This window comes from Ornithinimicrobium pratense (assembly GCF_008843165.1).
GTDB lineage: Bacteria > Actinomycetota > Actinomycetes > Actinomycetales > Dermatophilaceae > Ornithinicoccus > Ornithinicoccus pratensis.
This window is the reverse complement of record NZ_CP044427.1, coordinates 26,640-44,001: the sequence shown is the minus strand read 5'-3', so window position 1 is coordinate 44,001 and position 17,362 is coordinate 26,640. Positions and strand designations below refer to the sequence as shown.

Below are 17,362 nucleotides of genomic sequence, written 5' to 3'. Positions count from 1 at the left end.
ACCTCGACCCTCACCACGACAGCGACGCGCCAGCCCCCTACACCGTCATCTGTGAAAAGCGGTTAACGTGAGACGCGTGTCCGAACCCTTGGTGTCTGCTGACGTGATCGCCGAGCATCCCGGGGTAACGAAGGACAGCCTCTACACCTGGATCGCGAAGAAGGGCATGTCGGCCCAGCGTGTCGGTCGCCTGTGGAAGTTCAGGGTCACCGAGGTCGACGACTGGGTACGTAGCGACGGCGCCGACGAGACCGCGAAGGCCCCGAAGAGGGGGATGTGCTGATGGAGGTCATCGACAACCTCAACCGCCTACTCGGCGACGACATCAGGGTCACCCTCACGCGCGGCTCCAAGCTCCGCATCGCCGCCTCGACCTTCTCGATCTACGCTTTCGAGGCACTGCGCAAGGAGCTGGAAGGCGTCCGGGAACTGGAGTTCATCTTCACTGCTCCGACGTTCGTCGCCAGCCAGGCCACGGACAAGGTGAAGAAGGAGCGCCGAGAGTTCTACATCCCGCAGACCAAGCGGGAGTCCAGTCTGTACGGCTCAGAGTTCGAGATCCGGCTGCGCAATAGGCTCACCCAGCGCGCGATCGCCCGGGAGTGCGCGGACTGGATCAAGCGCAAGGCCACGTTCAAGTCCAACAACACCGGCGCTCCGATGCAGCAATTTGCGGTGGTGGACGAACACACGGCCTACATGCCACTCCAAGGCTTCACGTCCGCCGATCTCGGCTACGAGCGAGGAGACGCGGTCTCCAACCTCGTCAACAAGATCGACGAGGCCCCGCTGACCTCGGCCTACCTCCAGACCTTCGACCAGATCTGGTCGAGTCCCCAGAAGGTCGAGGACGTCACCAAGCTCGTCCACGAGCACATTGCAAGCGTGTACGCCGAGAACAGCCCTGAGCGGATCTACTTCCTGATCCTCTACAACCTCTTCTCGGAGTTCCTCGAAGACATCAGCGAGGACGTGCTCCCCGACGACCTGACCGGGTGGCGCGACTCGGAGATCTGGAAGAAGCTCTACAACTTCCAGCGTGACGCCGCCGTGGGCATCATCAACAAGCTCGAGACCTACAACGGCTGCATCTTGGCCGACAGCGTCGGCCTCGGGAAGACTTTCACGGCGCTGGCTGTCGTCAAGTATTACGAGAGCCGCAACAAGTCGGTCCTAGTGCTCGCGCCGAAGAAGCTCGAAGACAACTGGACGACCTACAACAGCCCCTACGTCACGAACCCCTTCTCGGCCGATCGCTTCAGTTACCACGTCCTCGCCCACACCGACCTTTCCCGCCACAAGGGCTACTCTGGCCAGCTCGACCTGAGCAAGGTGAATTGGGGCAACTTCAACCTCGTCGTGATCGACGAGTCCCATAACTTCCGCAACGCCGACTATGCCGAGGAAAAGGAGAGCCGCTACCAGCGGCTTATGCACAAGGTCATCCAGAGTGGCGTGAAGACGAAGGTCCTCATGCTGTCGGCCACCCCGTCAACAACCGCTTCAACGATCTCAAAAACCAGCTACAGCTTGCCTACGAAGGCGAGTCCGAGCAGCTATCCGCAAAGCTCGACATCAACAAGTCGGTCGAGCAGGCCTTCCGCGAAGCACAAGCCGTCTTCAAGGAGTGGTCCGAGCTCCCCGCCGAGGAGCGCACCACCGAGGCGATTCTCCGCATGCTCGACTTCGACTTCTTTGAGCTGCTCGACGCGGTCACCATCGCACGTTCACGCAAGCACATTCAGTCGTTCTATGACACCGCCGATATCGGTGCCTTCCCCAGCCGACTCCAGCCGGAGTCGATCCGCGAGCCGCTCACTGACCTGCCGCAGGCGCCCGCATTCAACGAGATCTTCGAGCAGCTCCAGGTACTCAACCTTGCCGTCTACACCCCGCTGTCCTACGTCTTCCCCAGCAAGATGCAGAAGTACGTCGACATGTACGCCGTCCAGGGCGGCACCGCCCGCGGCAACCTCGGCATGGCCGGCCGGGAGCAGGGTCTCAAGACCCTGATGACGGTCAACCTGCTCAAGCGGCTGGAGAGCTCGGTCGAGGCGTTCCGGATCACGCTACGCAAGGTTGAAGCCGCTATCGACCACGCGTTGCGCGACCTCGACGACAAAGACGGTCAGATCGCTGACATCGGCGCGGCCTTCGGCGAGATCGAGGCCGATGACGACGACTTCGAGGTCCCGGCGGCACCATCGGTCGGCAGGAAGTATCAGATCGACCTCGACGACATGGACACCCTCTCGTGGCGCAACGACCTGTGGCACGACCGGGAGACCATCCGCGAGCTCGTCGAGGCGATGGACCTCATCACCCCGGAGCACGACCGAAAGCTCCAACGGCTCCAACAAGTCATCAGGGACAAGGTCTCGAGCCCGCTCAACAGCGACAACAACAAGGTGCTGCTCTTCTCGGCCTTCGCTGACACCGCCCGATACCTCTACACCAACCTGAAGCAGACCCTCCACGCCAGCACCGGCATGGAGCTCGGCCTGGTCACTGGCGCCACTCGCCCCAAGACGACCCTGGGCGACGGCTTCGACTTCCAGAAGTTGTTGACGTTCTTCTCGCCCGGTTCGAAGGACAAGGCGGTCGTGTTCCCTGATGAGCCCGGCGAGATCGACCTGCTGATCGGCACCGACTGCATCTCCGAAGGCCAGAACCTCCAGGATTGCGACTACGTCGTCAACTACGACATCCACTGGAACCCCGTACGCATCATCCAGCGCTTCGGCCGCGTCGACCGCATCGGATCGAAGAACTCCCTGATCCAGATGGTGAACTTCTGGCCCGATATCAGCCTCGACGAATACATCAACCTCAAGGAGCGCGTCGAGAACCGCATGGTCATCGCCGACCTCGCGGCCACCGCCGACGACAACCTCCTCACCCAAGAGTCGAACGACACCAAGTTCCGCAAGGAGCAGCTCCGCCGGCTGCAGGACGAGGTGATCGAGTTGGAGGATGTGCGCACCGGCGTCTCCATCACCGACCTCGGGCTCAACGACTTCCGCATGGATCTGCTCAAGTACTTGGAGCAATACGGCGACCTCGCCTCTTCGCCCAAGGGCCTCCACGCAGCCGTCCCCGCCGACCCCGAGCGTGGTCTGTGCCCCGGAGTGATCTTCGCTCTGCGCAGTGTTGATGAACGGACGAAAATCAACCGCCACAACCGCCTTCACCCGCACTACCTGATCTACCTCGATAACGACGGCAAGGTCATCACCGACCACACCGAGGTCAAACAGCTCCTCGACCTGATCCGGGCGAGTTGCCAAAGCGCGTCTGAGCCAATCCCCGCTGCGTATCACGCCTTCAACCAGCACACAAGCGAAGGCGCCGAGATGGGCGTCTACTCCAACCTTCTCACCGAGGCCATCAACTCCCTCATCGAGGTCACAGAGCAACGCGACATCGACAGCCTCTTTTCAGGCGCCAAAACCACTGCCCTGCAACAGACTTTCGAGGGACTGGATGACTTCGAGCTAATCGCCTTCCTTGCCATCGTCGAACCCGAGGCGACCGGTGACTGACCTCATCCGTTGGCCCGAGACCGCGAAGGTGAATCAAGTCATTCCGAAAGAGCGCCTATACGCCGAGGCCAGTGCGGGTACTGCGCTCAAGCAGCGGTTCGTCAACGAGGTTCGGCGGGTCCGCTGGGCCTACAAACTCGGCGAGGAGTCACTCCGTCTGGCGCCCGGCGAGTCCATCACAGAGATCCAGGTTTTCGTCGTTGACCTCAAGGGCTCCAGCCTCAACAACTCCGTGCTTGCCTCCATCGACAAGGCCATTCCCAGCCAGATCATCTTCGAGCTGCGGCGCGAGGACGGCCTGTGGATCGGGCAGGCAATGGCCGCCACCCACAAGCGGGCGGGAGGCAAGGCCAAGGCCACCGACTACTTCCACACCGGCTGGATTGAAAGCGCCCAACCACGGGTCCCACTGCCGGCCGCCCTCGACATGAACGGCCTCTACAGCCAACTGGTGGGTCGTCTGCTCCCCCACCCCCTCAGACCGGGCGAAGAACTCTCGGAGGCCCTCGACCGGTTTGGACGTATCCGCGAACTCACCCGCAAGATCGCCGCGTTCGAGAAGACGCTGCGCGCCGAACCACAGCTCAACCGCAAGATCGCACTCCGCAGGCAGATCCACGAATGCACCGCAGTGCTCACCGAGCTGACCGACCCCGTACCGAGCAACAAGGAATGACCGTGGACAAGCTCAAGATGCACTCGCCGGACCTGACCCAGCGCAACATCGACGCCATCAAGGGGTTGTTCCCCACGGTCGTGACCGAGACCGTCGACGCCGACGGCAACCCGGTCCGCGCGGTCGACTTCGACGCGCTCCGTCAGGAACTCACCGATCACGTCGTCGAGGGGCCGCAGGAGCGCTACCAGCTCGACTGGCCAGGCAAGCGCGCCGCCGCATTCGCCGCCAATGCGCCCATCGCCAAGACCCTGCGTCCGGTGCGGGAGGACTCGGTCAACTTCGACACGACGAAGAACCTGTTCATCGAAGGCGACAACCTCGACGCCCTCAAGCTGCTTCAAGAGTCGTACCTCGGCAAGGTCAAGCTGATCTACATCGACCCGCCGTACAACACCGGCAACGACGAGTTCGTCTATCCAGACGACTATTCCGAAGGGGCGGACGAGCACCTCCTGCGCTCGGGACAGGTCAACAACGCAGGTGAACGGCTCCGCTCGAACCCCGACTCCAACGGGCGTTTCCACTCCGACTGGCTCGACATGATCTATCCCCGACTGAAGCTTGCGAAGTCGCTACTCACCCCAGACGGGTACATCGTCGTGAGCATCGACGACGCCGAGTTCTCCGCGCTGGAGCTTCTACTCGACGAGGTGTTCGGGGCCTCGAACAAGCTCGCCGTCCTCGTATGGGACCGTAACCGCAAGAACGACGCCAGGTTCTTTTCTGTCGGTCACGAGTACATGATTGTATATGCACGCAACAAATCCATTCTCACCGAACGCGGCACGCGGCTGAGGGAGCCCCAGAGCGGGATCGTCGAAGCGCGCGAGTTCATCGCTGACGCGACCGCGCGCAATGCTGACGACTGGGAGGCAACGCAAGCGGAGTGGCGGAAGTGGACCTCGTCCTTCCCCAAGGACGATGAGCGTCGCAAGTTGGGGCGCTTCTCGAAGGTCGGACCGCGGGGACCGTACCGGGACGACGGCGACATTTCCTGGCCAGGAGGCGGGGGCCCTCGCTTTGACATCCTACACCCGGCGACCGGGAATCTCTGCAAAGTCCCGCCGCGCGGGTGGGTCTTCTCCACGAAGCAGCGCTTCGACGAAATGGTTGCCAACGGGCACGTGGTGTTTGGCCCTGACGAGACAACGCTTCCGCGCCTCATTCGCTACTTGTTCGAGTCGGAAGGGCTGGTGATGGGTTCCGTCCACTACAGCTACGCGCAGAGCGCAGCCGTGGACTTCATGAAGCTCATGGGTGCCAAAGTCTTTGACAACCCGAAGAACTGGAAGGACCTTCGTCGGATCATCGAGTACCTCACCGAACCCCATGACATCGTGGTTGACTTCTTCGCGGGTTCGGCATCCACAGGGCACGCAGTGCTCGACCTCAACGTGGCGACGGAGAGCCAGCGGCGCTTCATCCTCGTGCAGGTTGCCGAACCGGTCCCCGAGAAGAGCGTCGCGGAGACACACGCCTACGAAACGATCTCAGGGATCGCGCGTGATCGATTGCGTCGCGTCGGCGACGCCATCGGCACTGCCAGCGCGACTGACGCGGGCTTCCGGATGTTTAGAGTGGACACCACGAACATGGCCGACACCAGCACAACCGCCGACGCGCTCGGCCAGGGAAAGCTCACCGGGATGATTGACAGCGTGAAGCCTGATCGTACCGACGACGACCTGCTCTTCCAGGTGCTTCTCGACTGGGGGCTTGACCTTGCCGAGCCGATCAAGGTTGAAGTGATCGAAGCCCGACGGATTCTGTCCGTAGCTAACGGTGCCCTGATCGCGTGCTTTGCCGGCGAGGTCACCGATGGTGTTGTGAAGGCGATCGCGCGGCGGCACCCTCTACGCGCAGTGTTTCTGGACGCGGGCTTCGCCAACGACGCCGCTCGCATCAACGTCGAGCAGATCTTCCGCGAGGTGTCACCCGCGACAGAGGTAAGGGCGATCTGACACGATGAAGATCCAGTTCAAGGTCCAGCAGTACCAGACCGAGGCTGCCGATGCCGTCGTGGAGGTGTTACCGGGCAGCCGTACGCCGATGGTGTGGAGGACGGGATCGACCCCGGCAAAGAGGAGGCGCAGACCCTGCAGGAGGACGTCGGTCTGCGCAACGCGGAGGGCGCTTGCGCAGGCGCTGCACAACCACCTCATCCCCCAAGACCACATCAACGACAACGATCCCATCAGGCCAGGCGAAGGACTCGGACGTGCCTTGACCGGACGGGATGCACCGAGCGCTCACCCGCGAGATCGCCGCGCTGGAGACGAAGCAGCGCACCGCCACAGCTCAGCCGCAAGATCGAATTCCGCAAGCAGATCAAGGAAGGCGCCGCTGTGCTCAACGAGCTGACCGACCCCGTACCGAGCAACTAGGAATGACCGTGGAGAAGCGCAAGATGCACTCGCCAGACCTCACCCAGCGCAACATCAACGCCATCACCGAGTTGTTTCCCACCGTCATCACCGAGACTCTCGACCCCGACGGCAACCCCGTCCGCACGGTCGACTTCGACGCGCTTCGCCAGGAACTGTCGGAGCACATTGTCGAAGGACCGCATGAGCGCTACCAGCTCGACTGGCCAGGCAAGCGCGCCGCCGCCTTCGTCGCCAACACGCCGATCGCCGAGACACTGCGCCCTGTGCGCGAAGAGTCCGTTGAGTTCGACACCACCAAGAACCTCTTCATCGAAGGCGACAACCTCGACACCCTCAAACTCCTTCAGCAGTCATACCTCGGCAAGGTCAAACTCATCTACATCGACCCGCCCTACAACACAGGAAACGACTTCATCTACGACGACGACTTTGCCGAGTCGACCGCCGACTACCTCGCCCGCTCCGGCCAGAAGTCGGAGACAGGCGACCGCCTCGTCGCGAACACTGAGGCCAACGGCCGTTTTCACTCCGACTGGCTGAGCATGCTTTATCCCCGACTCAGACTCGCGAGGAACCTGCTGGCGGAAAACGGGTTGATGTTCATCAGTATCGATTCCGGCGAGGTTGCTTCACTGCGACTGATGTGCGACGAGGTGTTCGGTGCGAGCAACTTCGTTGACGCCCTGGTGTGGCAGAAAAAGGTGAGCCCCTCAAACGACTCACAGTTCTTCAGCAACGACTACGAGACCATCCTCGTATATGCGCGGCTCAAGCGCCCGGGCGTGATCGAGCGCCTTGAGCGCAACGACCAGCACAACAAGTACTACACGAATCCGGACGGCGACCCTCGTGGGCGATGGAACTCAGTTGTCGCGACTTCGAACAAGACTGCGGCCGAACGTCCGAACCTGTACTACCTGATCCGAAACCCGAGCGGTGTCGAGGTATGGCCCCCCGTACGGCCTCGTGGAAGTACTCCCGCGATGCCATGCAGAAACTGATCGACGACGGCCGGCTCTACTGGGGCGCGGATGGACAGTCAGCTCTGCCTCGTATCAAGAAGTTCCTTTCGGACGCGGGCAAGGTTGTGCCCAGGAACGTCCTCCACCACCAGGAGTACGGCAGCACTCAGCTCGGGGCGACTGAGTTCAGGGAGTTGATGGGTGACATTCCCTTCGACTACCCGAAGCCGTCAAAACTGATCGAGGGGCTGCTCGCGCTCTCGCCGGTAGATGCCGAACCGACCATCGTTCTCGACTTCTTCGCGGGCTCTGGAACCACTGGCCAAGCCGTGATGCAGGCTTCCGCACGTGACGGGCACCCCAGGCAGTTCATTTTGGTCCAGCTCCCGGAGGAATTACCGAACGCGAGCGCAACGGCCACTTGCCGGACGATCGCAGACATCGCGCGCGAGCGGCTGCGACGCGCTGGCCACGCGGTTGCCAATTCTGCCAGCCTCGTAGGAGACGGCGTTGACGTGGGCTTCCGTTCGCTGCGCGTTGCCACGACCAACATGGCTGACACGCTCGCCACGGCGGACGACCTAATGCAAATCGCGCTTTCCGACGCTGTCGGCAGCGTGAAGCCCGACCGGACCGACGAAGACCTGCTCTTCCAAGTGCTGCTCGACTGGGGGCTTGACCTCGCCGAGCCGATCGCGGTCGAAGACGTGGGTGCGCGACGAGTCCTGTCGGTCGCCGATGGCGCTTTGATCGCCTGCTTTGCGGACGAGATCACCGACGCCCTAGTGAAGGAAATCGCCAGCCGACACCCGCTGCGCGTAGTTTTCTTGGACGCTGCCTTCGCAAGCGATGCTGCGCGCATCAACGCCGAGCAGATCTTCCGAGAGGTGTCTCCCGAAACCGAGCTAAGGACGATCTGAACCCATGAAGCTCCAATTCAAGGTCCAGCATTACCAGACCGAGGCCGTCGATGCCGTGATTGGGGTGTTCGCCGGGCAGCCGTACGCGGATGGGGTGAACTACCGCATCGACCCCGGCAAGGACGCGGCGATCGCCCTGCTGGACGAGGCGGGCCTTCGCAACGCTGAAATCCAGGTCAAGCCGACACAGCTGTTAGAGAACGTTCAAAAGGCTCAGGCTGCTCGCGGCCTGACGCTTTCGAAGGAACTGGTCAAGTCACCTGCGGCGCCGATCAACCTCGACATCGAGATGGAGACGGGCACGGGGAAGACCTACGTCTACATCAAAACGATTATGGAATTGCACAAGCGGTACGGCTGGTCGAAGTTCATCGTCGTTGTGCCGTCGATTGCGATCCGCGAGGGCGTGAAGAAGTCGTTCGACATCACCGCCGAGCACTTCCAGCAGCACTACGGCACCAAGCCGCGGACCTTCATCTACGATTCGTCTCGCCTTCAGGAGCTGGAGCGGTTCTCCTCCGATTCAGGTGTCCAGGTCATGATCATCAATGCGCAGGCGTTCAACGCTGCCGCAGACGCCGAGCAGAAGGCGGCCGAGGGCAAGCGAGCATCTGAAGCAGCCCGGCGGATATTCCGAGAACTTGATGACTTCCAGTCGCGCAAGCCGATTGACGTGATCGCCGCGAACCGGCCGATCCTGATCATCGACGAGCCCCAGAAGGTTGAAGGGGCGGGAAAGAATGCCTCCAAGACCCTCAAGGCGCTGGGTCTCTTCCGCGCCCTGTTCGCGCTGCGCTACTCGGCCACCCACAAGATCGAACGCAACCAGGTGCATCGCCTCGACGCGGTCGATGCCTACAACCAGAAGCTGGTCAAGAAGATCGCAGTGCGCGGCATCACGGTGAAGCACCTGGCCGGCAGCACCGCCTACCTGTACGTGGACGGGATGGAGGTCGGCAAAGGTGCGGACTTTCCGAAGGCGCGTGTCGAACTGGAGGTGCAGACCACTCAGGGCATTAAGCGGCAGGTCAAGCGGCTGAGTCAGGGCATGAACCTGCACGACATCTCCGGTGGCATCGAGGCGTACAAGGGCCTTTTCATCCGAGACGTTGATGCGAACCGCGATATCCTCGAGCTGAGCAACGGCGACATCATCGGCGCCGGTGAAGTGACCCAGGACGTGGCCCAGGACCAGAAGCGACGCATCCAGATCCGCGAGGTCATCCGCGCCCACTTCGAGAAGGAGCGCGAGCTGTTCGCGCAGGGTATCAAGACATTGTCACTGTTCTTCATCGACGAGGTCGCCAAGTACCGCGACTACGAACGCGAAGACGCCCTCGGCGAGTACGCGCGCGTGTTCGAAGAGGAGTACGACGCAGTGCTTGCCGACTACCTCGGCCAACTGGACCTCGACGAAGCCGCCGAGCGGTACCGCGAGCACGTCGAGGCGATCCCCGTGCGCTCGACCCACGAGGGCTACTTCTCCATCGACAAGAAGACCGGCCGCTCCATCGACGGCAAGATCGCCGCGCGCGGTGACGTCGCGGGCCAATCGGACGACGTCGACGCATACGACCTGATCCTCAAGGACAAGGAGCGGTTGCTCTCCTTCGAGGAGCCCGTGAGATTCATCTGGTCACACTCGGCTCTGCGCGAGGGCTGGGACAACCCAAACGTGTTCGTCATGGGCATGCTCAAGAAGAGCGACAACACCACCACGAGACGGCAAGAGATCGGCCGCGGCCTGCGCCTGTCAGTCGACCAGCACGGCGAACGGATGGACAACCCCGTCACCGTCCACGACATCAACGAGCTGACCGTCGTCACCGACGAGTCCTACACCGACTTCGTCACCGCGCTCCAGAAGGAAATTATCGAGACGCTGTCGGCACGTCCGCGCAAGGCGAGCGTCGACTACTTCACCGGCAAGCAGATTAAACTCGCCGACGGGTCCACCAGCGTGCTCGAGAAGGCGGTCGCCCAGGCGCTGTACAACCACCTCATCCGCAACGACTACATCGGCGACGACGGCTTCGTGACCCAGGAGTATAGGAACGCCCGAGCCGACGACACACTCGCCGCGCCCACAGCAGATGCGCTCAAGCCAGTAATAGACTCCATGTGGCCGCTCGTAGATGCGCTCTACCTCGACTTGCCCAACCCGCCCGACGGCCGCAAGCCGAAGAAGATCCCGTTCAACGAGGCGAACTTCAAGAAGCGCGAGTTCCAAGAACTGTGGGGCCGCATCAACCACAAAGCCGTCTACCAAGTCGAGTTTGACTCCGCCGAGCTGATTATGAACTGCATTCGCGTGCTCGACGCGTCGCTCAACGTCACGGTGATGCAGTACCTCGTCGAGGCCGGCAAACAGGTCGTCGGCCTCGAAGTCGAGCAGCTCGAAGCTGGCACCGGCTTCAAAGTCTCCGAGACGAAGGTCGAACACTCGGCAGTGTCGGCGGGATCGACCGTGCAGTACGACCTGCTTGGTGAGATCGCGGAGAAGACCAAGCTCACCCGCCGGACCTGCGCGGCGATCCTCACCGGAATCAACCCCGGCACGTTCGCGAAGTTCAAGCAGAACCCAGAGCATTTCATCACCGAAGCCTCCCGGCTTATCAACGAGCAGAAGGCCACAGTCATCGTCGAGCATCTCAGCTACGACCCACTCGACGACCGATACGACTCCTCAATCTTCACCGAGAACCAGACCGCCCAGGACCTCTCGAAGGCCGGCGACAAGCTCACGAAGAGCGTCTATGAGTACGTCGTCACCGACTCCAAGGTCGAGCGCTCGTTCGTCGAGAAGCTCGACGTCAGCAAAGAAGTCGTCGTGTACTCCAAGCTGCCACGCGGGTTCTTCATCCCGACCCCGGTCGGCCACTACAACCCCGACTGGGCCATCGCCTTCCGCGACGACACCACGAACATCAAGCACGTCTACTTCGTCGCCGAGACCAAGGGTTCCATGTCGACGCTGCAACTCAAAGGTGTCGAGAACGCCAAGATCGAGTGCGCTCGGAAGTTCTTCGCCTCAGTGGCCGAGAAAAGCAACCAGGACGTGAAGTACGGCGTCGTCACCGATTATGCCGAGTTGATGCAACTGGTTACCGGCTGACCGCGCCGGTGCCGCTGACCCCCCCCCCCGGCCGATTCGCCATACGCACTTGGACACTCTCCCCGTTCGTTCTTCCCCGAATGCCTGCTCGGACGCCGAGGCGGCGCTGACCTCGGTGGTCGTGACCTGCTACCTACCCGGGGTCTCGATCCGGCAAATGGGCAACCTGCTTGCTAACGGGGTACCACCGGCCCTTCTACATCGTAGGTCGCGTTCGCCGCGGGGAACGCCGCCGTGAGACGCCGCTGTATCGCGTCTATTCGCGGCTCGACGAGTGGTCCCGGTCGGCTGATCCGAGCGGCCAGTTTATTGGGCCAGGTCACGTAGACATCGCAGGTGTGGAAATCTCCCCCGATCAATGGCCAGTCGGCCTCGACTAAACACAGGACACTGACTATGTCGCTTTCGAGGTCGTCGAGGGCGTGCTGGACGAGTTCGGCCTGCTTGAGCTCGCCGTCGACCAGGCGCGTGCAGTCGCGGGTTCCGACGACAAGCTTCTGCGTGCGGGGAGAGAACAAGCCGCCCTCCTGCCGAGAGACCTTCCCTGGTGTTTGGCCGTACTCGCTCCACTTCGCCGACGGCGACCTGATGATCGGTGGAGTGCTCTCCTTCCACGATCTCGAGGCCACAGTCACGTCGCTCTATAGCTGGCTCGCTGAGACGTCGCCGAGGCGACGTCGCGGCTTCTCGGCGGAGAATCCTGTGACGGAGTACCCCTTGGTCGACGCATAGGCGGGCCGCCTTGGCTGGGGGGCGCCGCCTCCCGCAACGCCGCAGGTCTCTCTCCTCTGTTCTGTGCACGCCGACAGAGCGGTGTTCCCCGGAGCACACCTTCTGCCAGCACGAACCAACCGACCGGCGGCATGAGCGTGAGCTCGGGCAAGCCAGCGAACTGGTGACAAACGTTTCTCCGCAACGCACTCGTGACTTGTAGCGGGGGCCGGTCAGCCCGCGATTGCGGGATCTGGCGTCCACAAGTGTCGAGTGATCCCATGATCTTGTTCGAGCGCCCGTTCGCCCAGCTCGATGGTCAGCAACTCGTCACCTTCGTAGGCGGGGCTGAGTTCCAGAGTGAGGTAGTCGAATAGTTCGCGTTCGTGGACCGCGACGATTACCTGTCGTTCATGCTGTTTCGCGAGCATCCGGATCAATCCGGCGAACTGGGCCACGTGCACTTCGTCCATGGCCTGAACGGGGTCATCGAACACGAGACATGGGATCACTGGATCCACGGCGAGGTGGAGCGCAAGGAAGAGTGATAGGGCCGCCGTGTTGAGGTTACCCGCGCTGAGCATCATCTGCGGAGAACCCCCTTCCCCTCCTTCGCGGTGAATCGTTCGAAGGGTTAACTCCAGACCGGATTTCGACGACGTGGGAATGCCGAATGACGGGATGAAACCTTCGTTTGGGGCGAGACGAGAAAACAGGCTCATCCAGACGTGGTTAAGCGACTGAGTGAAGACTCGCTGGACCACGTTGGTCCTGACCTCGGTGGCCGCATCATAGATAGCGCGGGCCACCGCTTGACGTCTTCGGCCTTCCTTGACGCAGGCCTCCCATTCGCTCTTGCGCTGTGCGGCGCTGGCTACTCGTGCAACGGCGTCGGCCTGACGTCGGAGCGCTTGCTCCATCTGCTCTACCGCCGCGGTCGCGTCGCGGTGCGCGTCCGCTTGCGAACCGATTTCACCTAAACGGGATCCTGCAGCGGTGGACAGGATCTCCCATAGAGCACGGACGGATTCTTCGTCTGGTACCGGATGTCCCAGGATGTCAGCGCATCGTGCGAGTTCAGTCCGGGCGAAATGGTCTTCGCTCGTCGCCGTTTCTAACTCTTCAAAGCGCCGCCGTGCTCGTATTGCGGCCGTGCGCAGGCTAGACCCGGCCTCGACCGCCGGCCGCAACATCTGCCACGCGTCCCGGAGGCGTGTGAGTTCGGCTGCGCGCTCTTCGAGCTTTCGTAGCTGCGCGTGTTCGAGGAGCGCGGCCGTGGTCTTCTCCAGGTCCGCCTCAGATCGCACGATCGTGGCGAGGAGGGCATCGCGTTCTTTCCGAAGGTCGAGGAGACGTTGTCCCTGCTCGCTGAGCTGAGCCACCTTGGCGTCAACATGGGAACTTAGGTGTCCTGATCCCAGCTCGGCATAGTCGCGATCGCAGACTGGGCAGACGTCGCTCATGATAACTGTCCGGACAGACGCGAGCGCTTCGACAAGTGCCGTCGCGTGTTCCTGCGCGTCGAGGAGGCGCTCCTGCAGAGGCTCAAGGCGTCGCTGGTCGGCGTCGATGCGCGATTGTGTGGTTTCCTGTTGAGCCCGGAACGCTGTTTGGGAGTCCAGGCGGCGTTGCACGTCGTTCAGCGCCTGTTCGATATTTGCGCCTGGATCAGTGTCGAGGACGACGCCGGCCGCGCCAGCTGCGCGTTGCCAAGCCTGAATGTCAGACCCTTCCTTGCTGTCCCAGCGCTTGAGCCGCTGTTGGGCTTGATCCAGTTGGTCACGCATGTCGGTGAGCTCATGGGCCGAGGGCCGTGCAGCGGCCGCATCAAGGCGCCCTCCCAGTGCGAAGAGGTCACGCTGGACGGCCAGCAACTTGGCGCGTTCGGTGTCGAGGTCCTGGTCGGCCACGGTCCGGCGTATGGCGCGAATGAGATGGTCATCCCCACCGTCCTCGACCAGGGTAAGGGCTTCGTCGGTGGGGGGACCTTCGAGTGGCATGAGGCCGAGCGATCGGGCGGCGGCGTGGACTACAGCACGGGCGCGGACGACTTCCGTTCCGACCTGCGTAAGGTCGCGCGTGGTCTCGGTTAGATCCGCTGTTGCACGGTCAGCTCGGTTTGCGGCGTCCGCGAGGTGGTCGGCGAGCTTCTTAAGGGAGCGGAGGTCGTTAGCGGCGCTCAGGCCGGTGCGGAGGGCGTCGAGTTGCTCTAGGCCGAGCAGTTCGTTGACGAACTGGGCGAGCGCCGATTCCTGCTTTCCTTCTCGATGCTGATAGATCTCTAGTAGGCGCCCAAGAGAGGCTTGGTCCAGGTAGCAGCGTTCGCCGTAGAAGTTTGAGGCTTCAGGTGTCAGGGCTGGGGTTCCTTCGATCCTGCTGCCGCCGGCGGTAAGGGGTGCGTTGGGCCCCTCGTTGTTCGTGAAGGAGCGGTCCACCTCGACACGGACGGTGGCGAAGTCCTGTCCGAGAGTGGGCAGGTGAGCGGTGTAGCGGGGGTCTTGTCGTTGCAGGCTTCGGATCTGGCCCGTCAAACCGAGTTCAAGGGCCGAGAGCACACTCGTCTTACCTGTGCCATTGGCTCCGTGGATTAAAACGATAGGCGCGTCGAGCGGCAGGGTCCGTGTGCCGTCCAGACGTCGGAAGTCGGAGATCGTGATGCTTCGGATAGGGACGTCAGCCATCGAAGGCACCTCCAGGTGAAGTGGCGACGATGCCGACGTTGACGTAGTCGCGGAGGGCCCCGCGCGCCTCGTCGGCACCTCCAATCGCGGCTCGTACCAGCGCGATGTGGTCCGCGGTGTCCGGTCCGAGCCCAAGAGTTGCCAAAACCTCGTTGAGGGGGTCGCCCCCGTGCATGATGACCGCGGCGGGAAGGTCGAGCGGGAGCAGGACAGCGATGGCGCGTTCGACCTCCGCCTGGCTGGGGTCCGCGGACTCGACTTGTAGAACGCGCGCGTGGCGCTCGAGCTCGCTTTTGTCCTTGGCAGCACGCCCGCCGACGATCACGAGGGTGACCGGCCTCCGGGACTGCGTCAGATCAAGAGAACGGGTTAGTCCCGCAAGAAGCCGTTGAAGACGAGGCGCTGGAAGCCTGTCGGTGGTGACCAGGACGAGGTCGTGGGAACGTTGGGTGCCGCGCGCCGCTGCTTCGAAGTCGAACTCCATGCCGGCGACGGTCAGCGGTTTTGGGAGGCGCTGATAGCCGCCGCGCTCCAGCACGGCGATCACCATTTCGAGCGGCGCGGTCTGCGGCGCGGCCTGCGGCGCGGTCACGAGAATCCTCCGGCAAACTTGAAGGCGGCGTAGAGATCGTCCGCGGAGTCCGCAGCAGCGTAAAGATCCTCAATGCTGACGCGGCCGGCGCCGGCTGCGCCCACACGCCCATACTTGGACCGCGGCGAACGTACGATAGGTGACGGCTCTCGCTCGGCCAAGACGATGAGCGTGCTGGGGTCATCCTCGTCGGCTAGCCCTTCCACGGTAAGCGTGATCGCAGCGCGGGCGTCTTTCACAAGGAAGACGCGTACCTCGTGCGGCCTCGATGCCCTCTCCGGCCCGGCAAGCCTGAGGACGCCCTCTTCGGCTGCCTCGGTCGTCCCCGGGAGGAGCGTCCAGTCGCCAGCCAAGTGGCCCCGCCCGAGCAGTGAGATCGCCAGTGCGAGGCGCCCGAACGCCACTGTAGGAAAATCCGGGTTCTGCAAAGCTTCGCGGATCGGACGGTCGGAGAGGGGCTCATAATTGGCGCCACCAATGGCTGGAGCGCCTCCAGTCCGAAACACGCTAAGCATCAGCGTGATCAGATCAATCAGCTGCGCAAGAAACTTTAAGTTGTCGGAATCCGCGCTGGCAGCCACGGTGTCGCGGAGTTGTCGGAGGTCGAAGTCCGGGCGCTGAGCCTGGGCCGCACTCCAGCCTGGGTTTGCCGGAAGGCACGACAGGAAGGCGAGAAGCTTGTCAGTTAGCGTCCAGAGCAGAAGCGCCAACAAAGTTGGCTTCGCGTACGAGCCAAGGACTGCCGAGTCGTTGATCTCAGCCGAGTGACTTTCGTACTCGGTCCGGTAGGTCGCCTGAAGGATGTGGCGGTGGTGAGGCTGCAGTTGCTCCTCGGCCAACACGACTGCGGGCGGCGTATGTGGCCAAGGTCGCTGAAGATCCTCGATCGACCGGGCGATCATGGTGTGCATGTTCGCGTCCTGGAGAGAAAGGCCGATCACAAGGGACGGCTGGTCCGTATAGAGAATCTCCAAGTGCCTTCGCATGACCCGGTTCTCTTGGCGTTCGGTCCAGCCGGAGATCTGCTGGTGCCGAGCAATGAGGAGCGCCCTATACGTGGCCTCGTCGTCGCGTGCACAGACCGCGCATCCGTGGAACTTGATCAGTTGGGCCCTGCGGGCGCTTTGTCGGAAGTCGTCGCCTTTGACGATGACACGAATGACCGTGTCTGGCTCGCTGGTCAACGCTGCGAGTGCCTGCTCGATGAGCCCGTCCCAGTTAGCGGTAACGGCCGAGCGGACGACGCCCTCTAACATCAGTAATGCGATGCAAAGATGTTCCACATCTGGTTCGAGTGTGGGATCAGCGTAGGTGCCAGGGACGTCCAAGCCAGACCAAACAAGATAGTCAGCGGGCTGCTCCGACACCGGGATGTCGAGGACTTCGGCGTACCTGGAAGTCAAGCGCCAAGCGATCGCGTCGCAGTCTGCCCACGAGGCCGTCGGCGTGGTGAGGTCGATGGCATCGATGTCGTCCTGAGACAGGCCGGCAAGGACCAGCGCCTCGTTAAGCGCTGCCAGGTACGTACATCCCGGGTTGATGTGATCGATGTTGGCGCGGAGCATTTCAAGGACGCGGACGAGGAGATCTGGGACGTTGGGAACCACTTCGCGCGAGATGCCCGATCCGAGCCACAGAACGTAGTCACCATCTGTGAAGGACGCGGCGAAGTCCGAGGCTCCTTGGTCAAGGCCCGCTAGCACCCCGGAAACGGTGCGGACGGGCGAGTGGCTCATCGGGTGAGCTCCGCTGAAGCGGCGCGCTCTTGGGCGC

General features: G+C 62.4%; 12 protein-coding genes. 8 read left to right on the top strand and 4 right to left on the bottom strand.

From position 1 onward, the window contains the following. Positions 1-76 precede the first annotated feature (76 nt). From FY030_RS00160 to FY030_RS00135, 8 genes are all read left to right on the top strand, one after another. On the top strand, positions 77-283 hold the full coding sequence (locus FY030_RS00160; protein WP_158059744.1) for an excisionase family DNA-binding protein: 207 nt from the start codon (positions 77-79) through the stop codon (positions 281-283). Continuing rightward, on the top strand, positions 283-2,013 hold the full coding sequence (locus tag FY030_RS16635) for a DEAD/DEAH box helicase family protein (protein ID WP_238348476.1): 1,731 nt from the start codon (positions 283-285) through the stop codon (positions 2,011-2,013). Before FY030_RS00160 ends, FY030_RS16635 begins: the two co-directional genes overlap by 1 nt. Further along, positions 1,920-3,542, top strand: coding sequence for a C-terminal helicase domain-containing protein (locus tag FY030_RS16630; protein ID WP_337692504.1), 1,623 nt, complete (start codon positions 1,920-1,922; stop codon positions 3,540-3,542). The genes FY030_RS16635 and FY030_RS16630 overlap by 94 nt, the downstream gene beginning before the upstream one ends. Next, positions 3,535-4,218 (top strand): DUF4391 domain-containing protein, encoded by a 684-nt coding sequence (locus tag FY030_RS00150; RefSeq protein ID WP_192498657.1) that lies wholly within the window; start codon positions 3,535-3,537, stop codon positions 4,216-4,218. The genes FY030_RS16630 and FY030_RS00150 overlap by 8 nt, the downstream gene beginning before the upstream one ends. 2 nt (positions 4,219-4,220) lie before the next feature. Next, the gene (locus FY030_RS00145) at positions 4,221-6,182 is read left to right on the top strand and encodes a site-specific DNA-methyltransferase (RefSeq protein WP_158059742.1); all 1,962 of its coding nucleotides are present in this window, start codon (positions 4,221-4,223) and stop codon (positions 6,180-6,182) included. A 425-nt stretch (positions 6,183-6,607) separates the two neighbouring features. Beyond that, positions 6,608-7,609 carry a site-specific DNA-methyltransferase gene (locus FY030_RS16505; RefSeq protein ID WP_238348475.1) on the top strand — a complete coding sequence of 334 codons (1,002 nt, stop codon included), beginning with the start codon at positions 6,608-6,610 and terminating at the stop codon, positions 7,607-7,609. Then, the gene (locus FY030_RS16500; RefSeq protein ID WP_202879729.1) at positions 7,597-8,490 is read left to right on the top strand and encodes a DNA methyltransferase; all 894 of its coding nucleotides are present in this window, start codon (positions 7,597-7,599) and stop codon (positions 8,488-8,490) included. The genes FY030_RS16505 and FY030_RS16500 overlap by 13 nt, the downstream gene beginning before the upstream one ends. Before the next feature lie 4 nt (positions 8,491-8,494). Further along, on the top strand, positions 8,495-11,605 hold the full coding sequence (locus FY030_RS00135; RefSeq protein WP_158059741.1) for a type III restriction-modification system endonuclease: 3,111 nt from the start codon (positions 8,495-8,497) through the stop codon (positions 11,603-11,605). Between the two features lie 173 nt (positions 11,606-11,778). On the opposite strand, the gene FY030_RS00130 is transcribed toward FY030_RS00135, so the two are convergent. The 4 genes from FY030_RS00130 to FY030_RS00115 form a co-directional block, all read right to left on the bottom strand. Continuing rightward, positions 11,779-12,240, bottom strand: a complete 462-nt coding sequence (locus FY030_RS00130) for a hypothetical protein (protein WP_158059740.1) — start codon at positions 12,238-12,240, stop codon at positions 11,779-11,781. A gap of 309 nt (positions 12,241-12,549) precedes the next feature. Beyond that, positions 12,550-14,997 (bottom strand): AAA family ATPase, encoded by a 2,448-nt coding sequence (locus FY030_RS00125; RefSeq protein WP_158059739.1) that lies wholly within the window; start codon positions 14,995-14,997, stop codon positions 12,550-12,552. Then, entirely contained in the window at positions 14,990-15,589 is a 600-nt protein-coding gene (locus tag FY030_RS00120) for a hypothetical protein (protein ID WP_158059738.1), read from the bottom strand. The genes FY030_RS00125 and FY030_RS00120 overlap by 8 nt, the downstream gene beginning before the upstream one ends. After that, positions 15,586-17,325 carry an SIR2 family protein gene (locus FY030_RS00115; protein WP_158059737.1) on the bottom strand — a complete coding sequence of 580 codons (1,740 nt, stop codon included), beginning with the start codon at positions 17,323-17,325 and terminating at the stop codon, positions 15,586-15,588. The genes FY030_RS00120 and FY030_RS00115 overlap by 4 nt, the downstream gene beginning before the upstream one ends. Positions 17,326-17,362 lie beyond the last annotated feature (37 nt).

What these genes read in the sequence shown, in the direction of transcription:
- FY030_RS16635 (WP_238348476.1), top strand. Translation starts at nt 283, where the DNA reads ATGGAGGTCATCGACAACCTCAACCGCCTACTCGGCGACGACATCAGG.
- FY030_RS16630 (WP_337692504.1), top strand. Translation starts at nt 1,920, where the DNA reads ATGCAGAAGTACGTCGACATGTACGCCGTCCAGGGCGGCACCGCCCGC.
- FY030_RS16505 (WP_238348475.1), top strand. Translation starts at nt 6,608, where the DNA reads ATGACCGTGGAGAAGCGCAAGATGCACTCGCCAGACCTCACCCAGCGC.
- FY030_RS16500 (WP_202879729.1), top strand. Translation starts at nt 7,597, where the DNA reads ATGCAGAAACTGATCGACGACGGCCGGCTCTACTGGGGCGCGGATGGA.
- FY030_RS00135 (WP_158059741.1), top strand. Translation starts at nt 8,495, where the DNA reads ATGAAGCTCCAATTCAAGGTCCAGCATTACCAGACCGAGGCCGTCGAT.
- FY030_RS00125 (WP_158059739.1), bottom strand. Translation starts at nt 14,997, where the DNA reads ATGGCTGACGTCCCTATCCGAAGCATCACGATCTCCGACTTCCGACGT.
- FY030_RS00115 (WP_158059737.1), bottom strand. Translation starts at nt 17,325, where the DNA reads ATGAGCCACTCGCCCGTCCGCACCGTTTCCGGGGTGCTAGCGGGCCTT.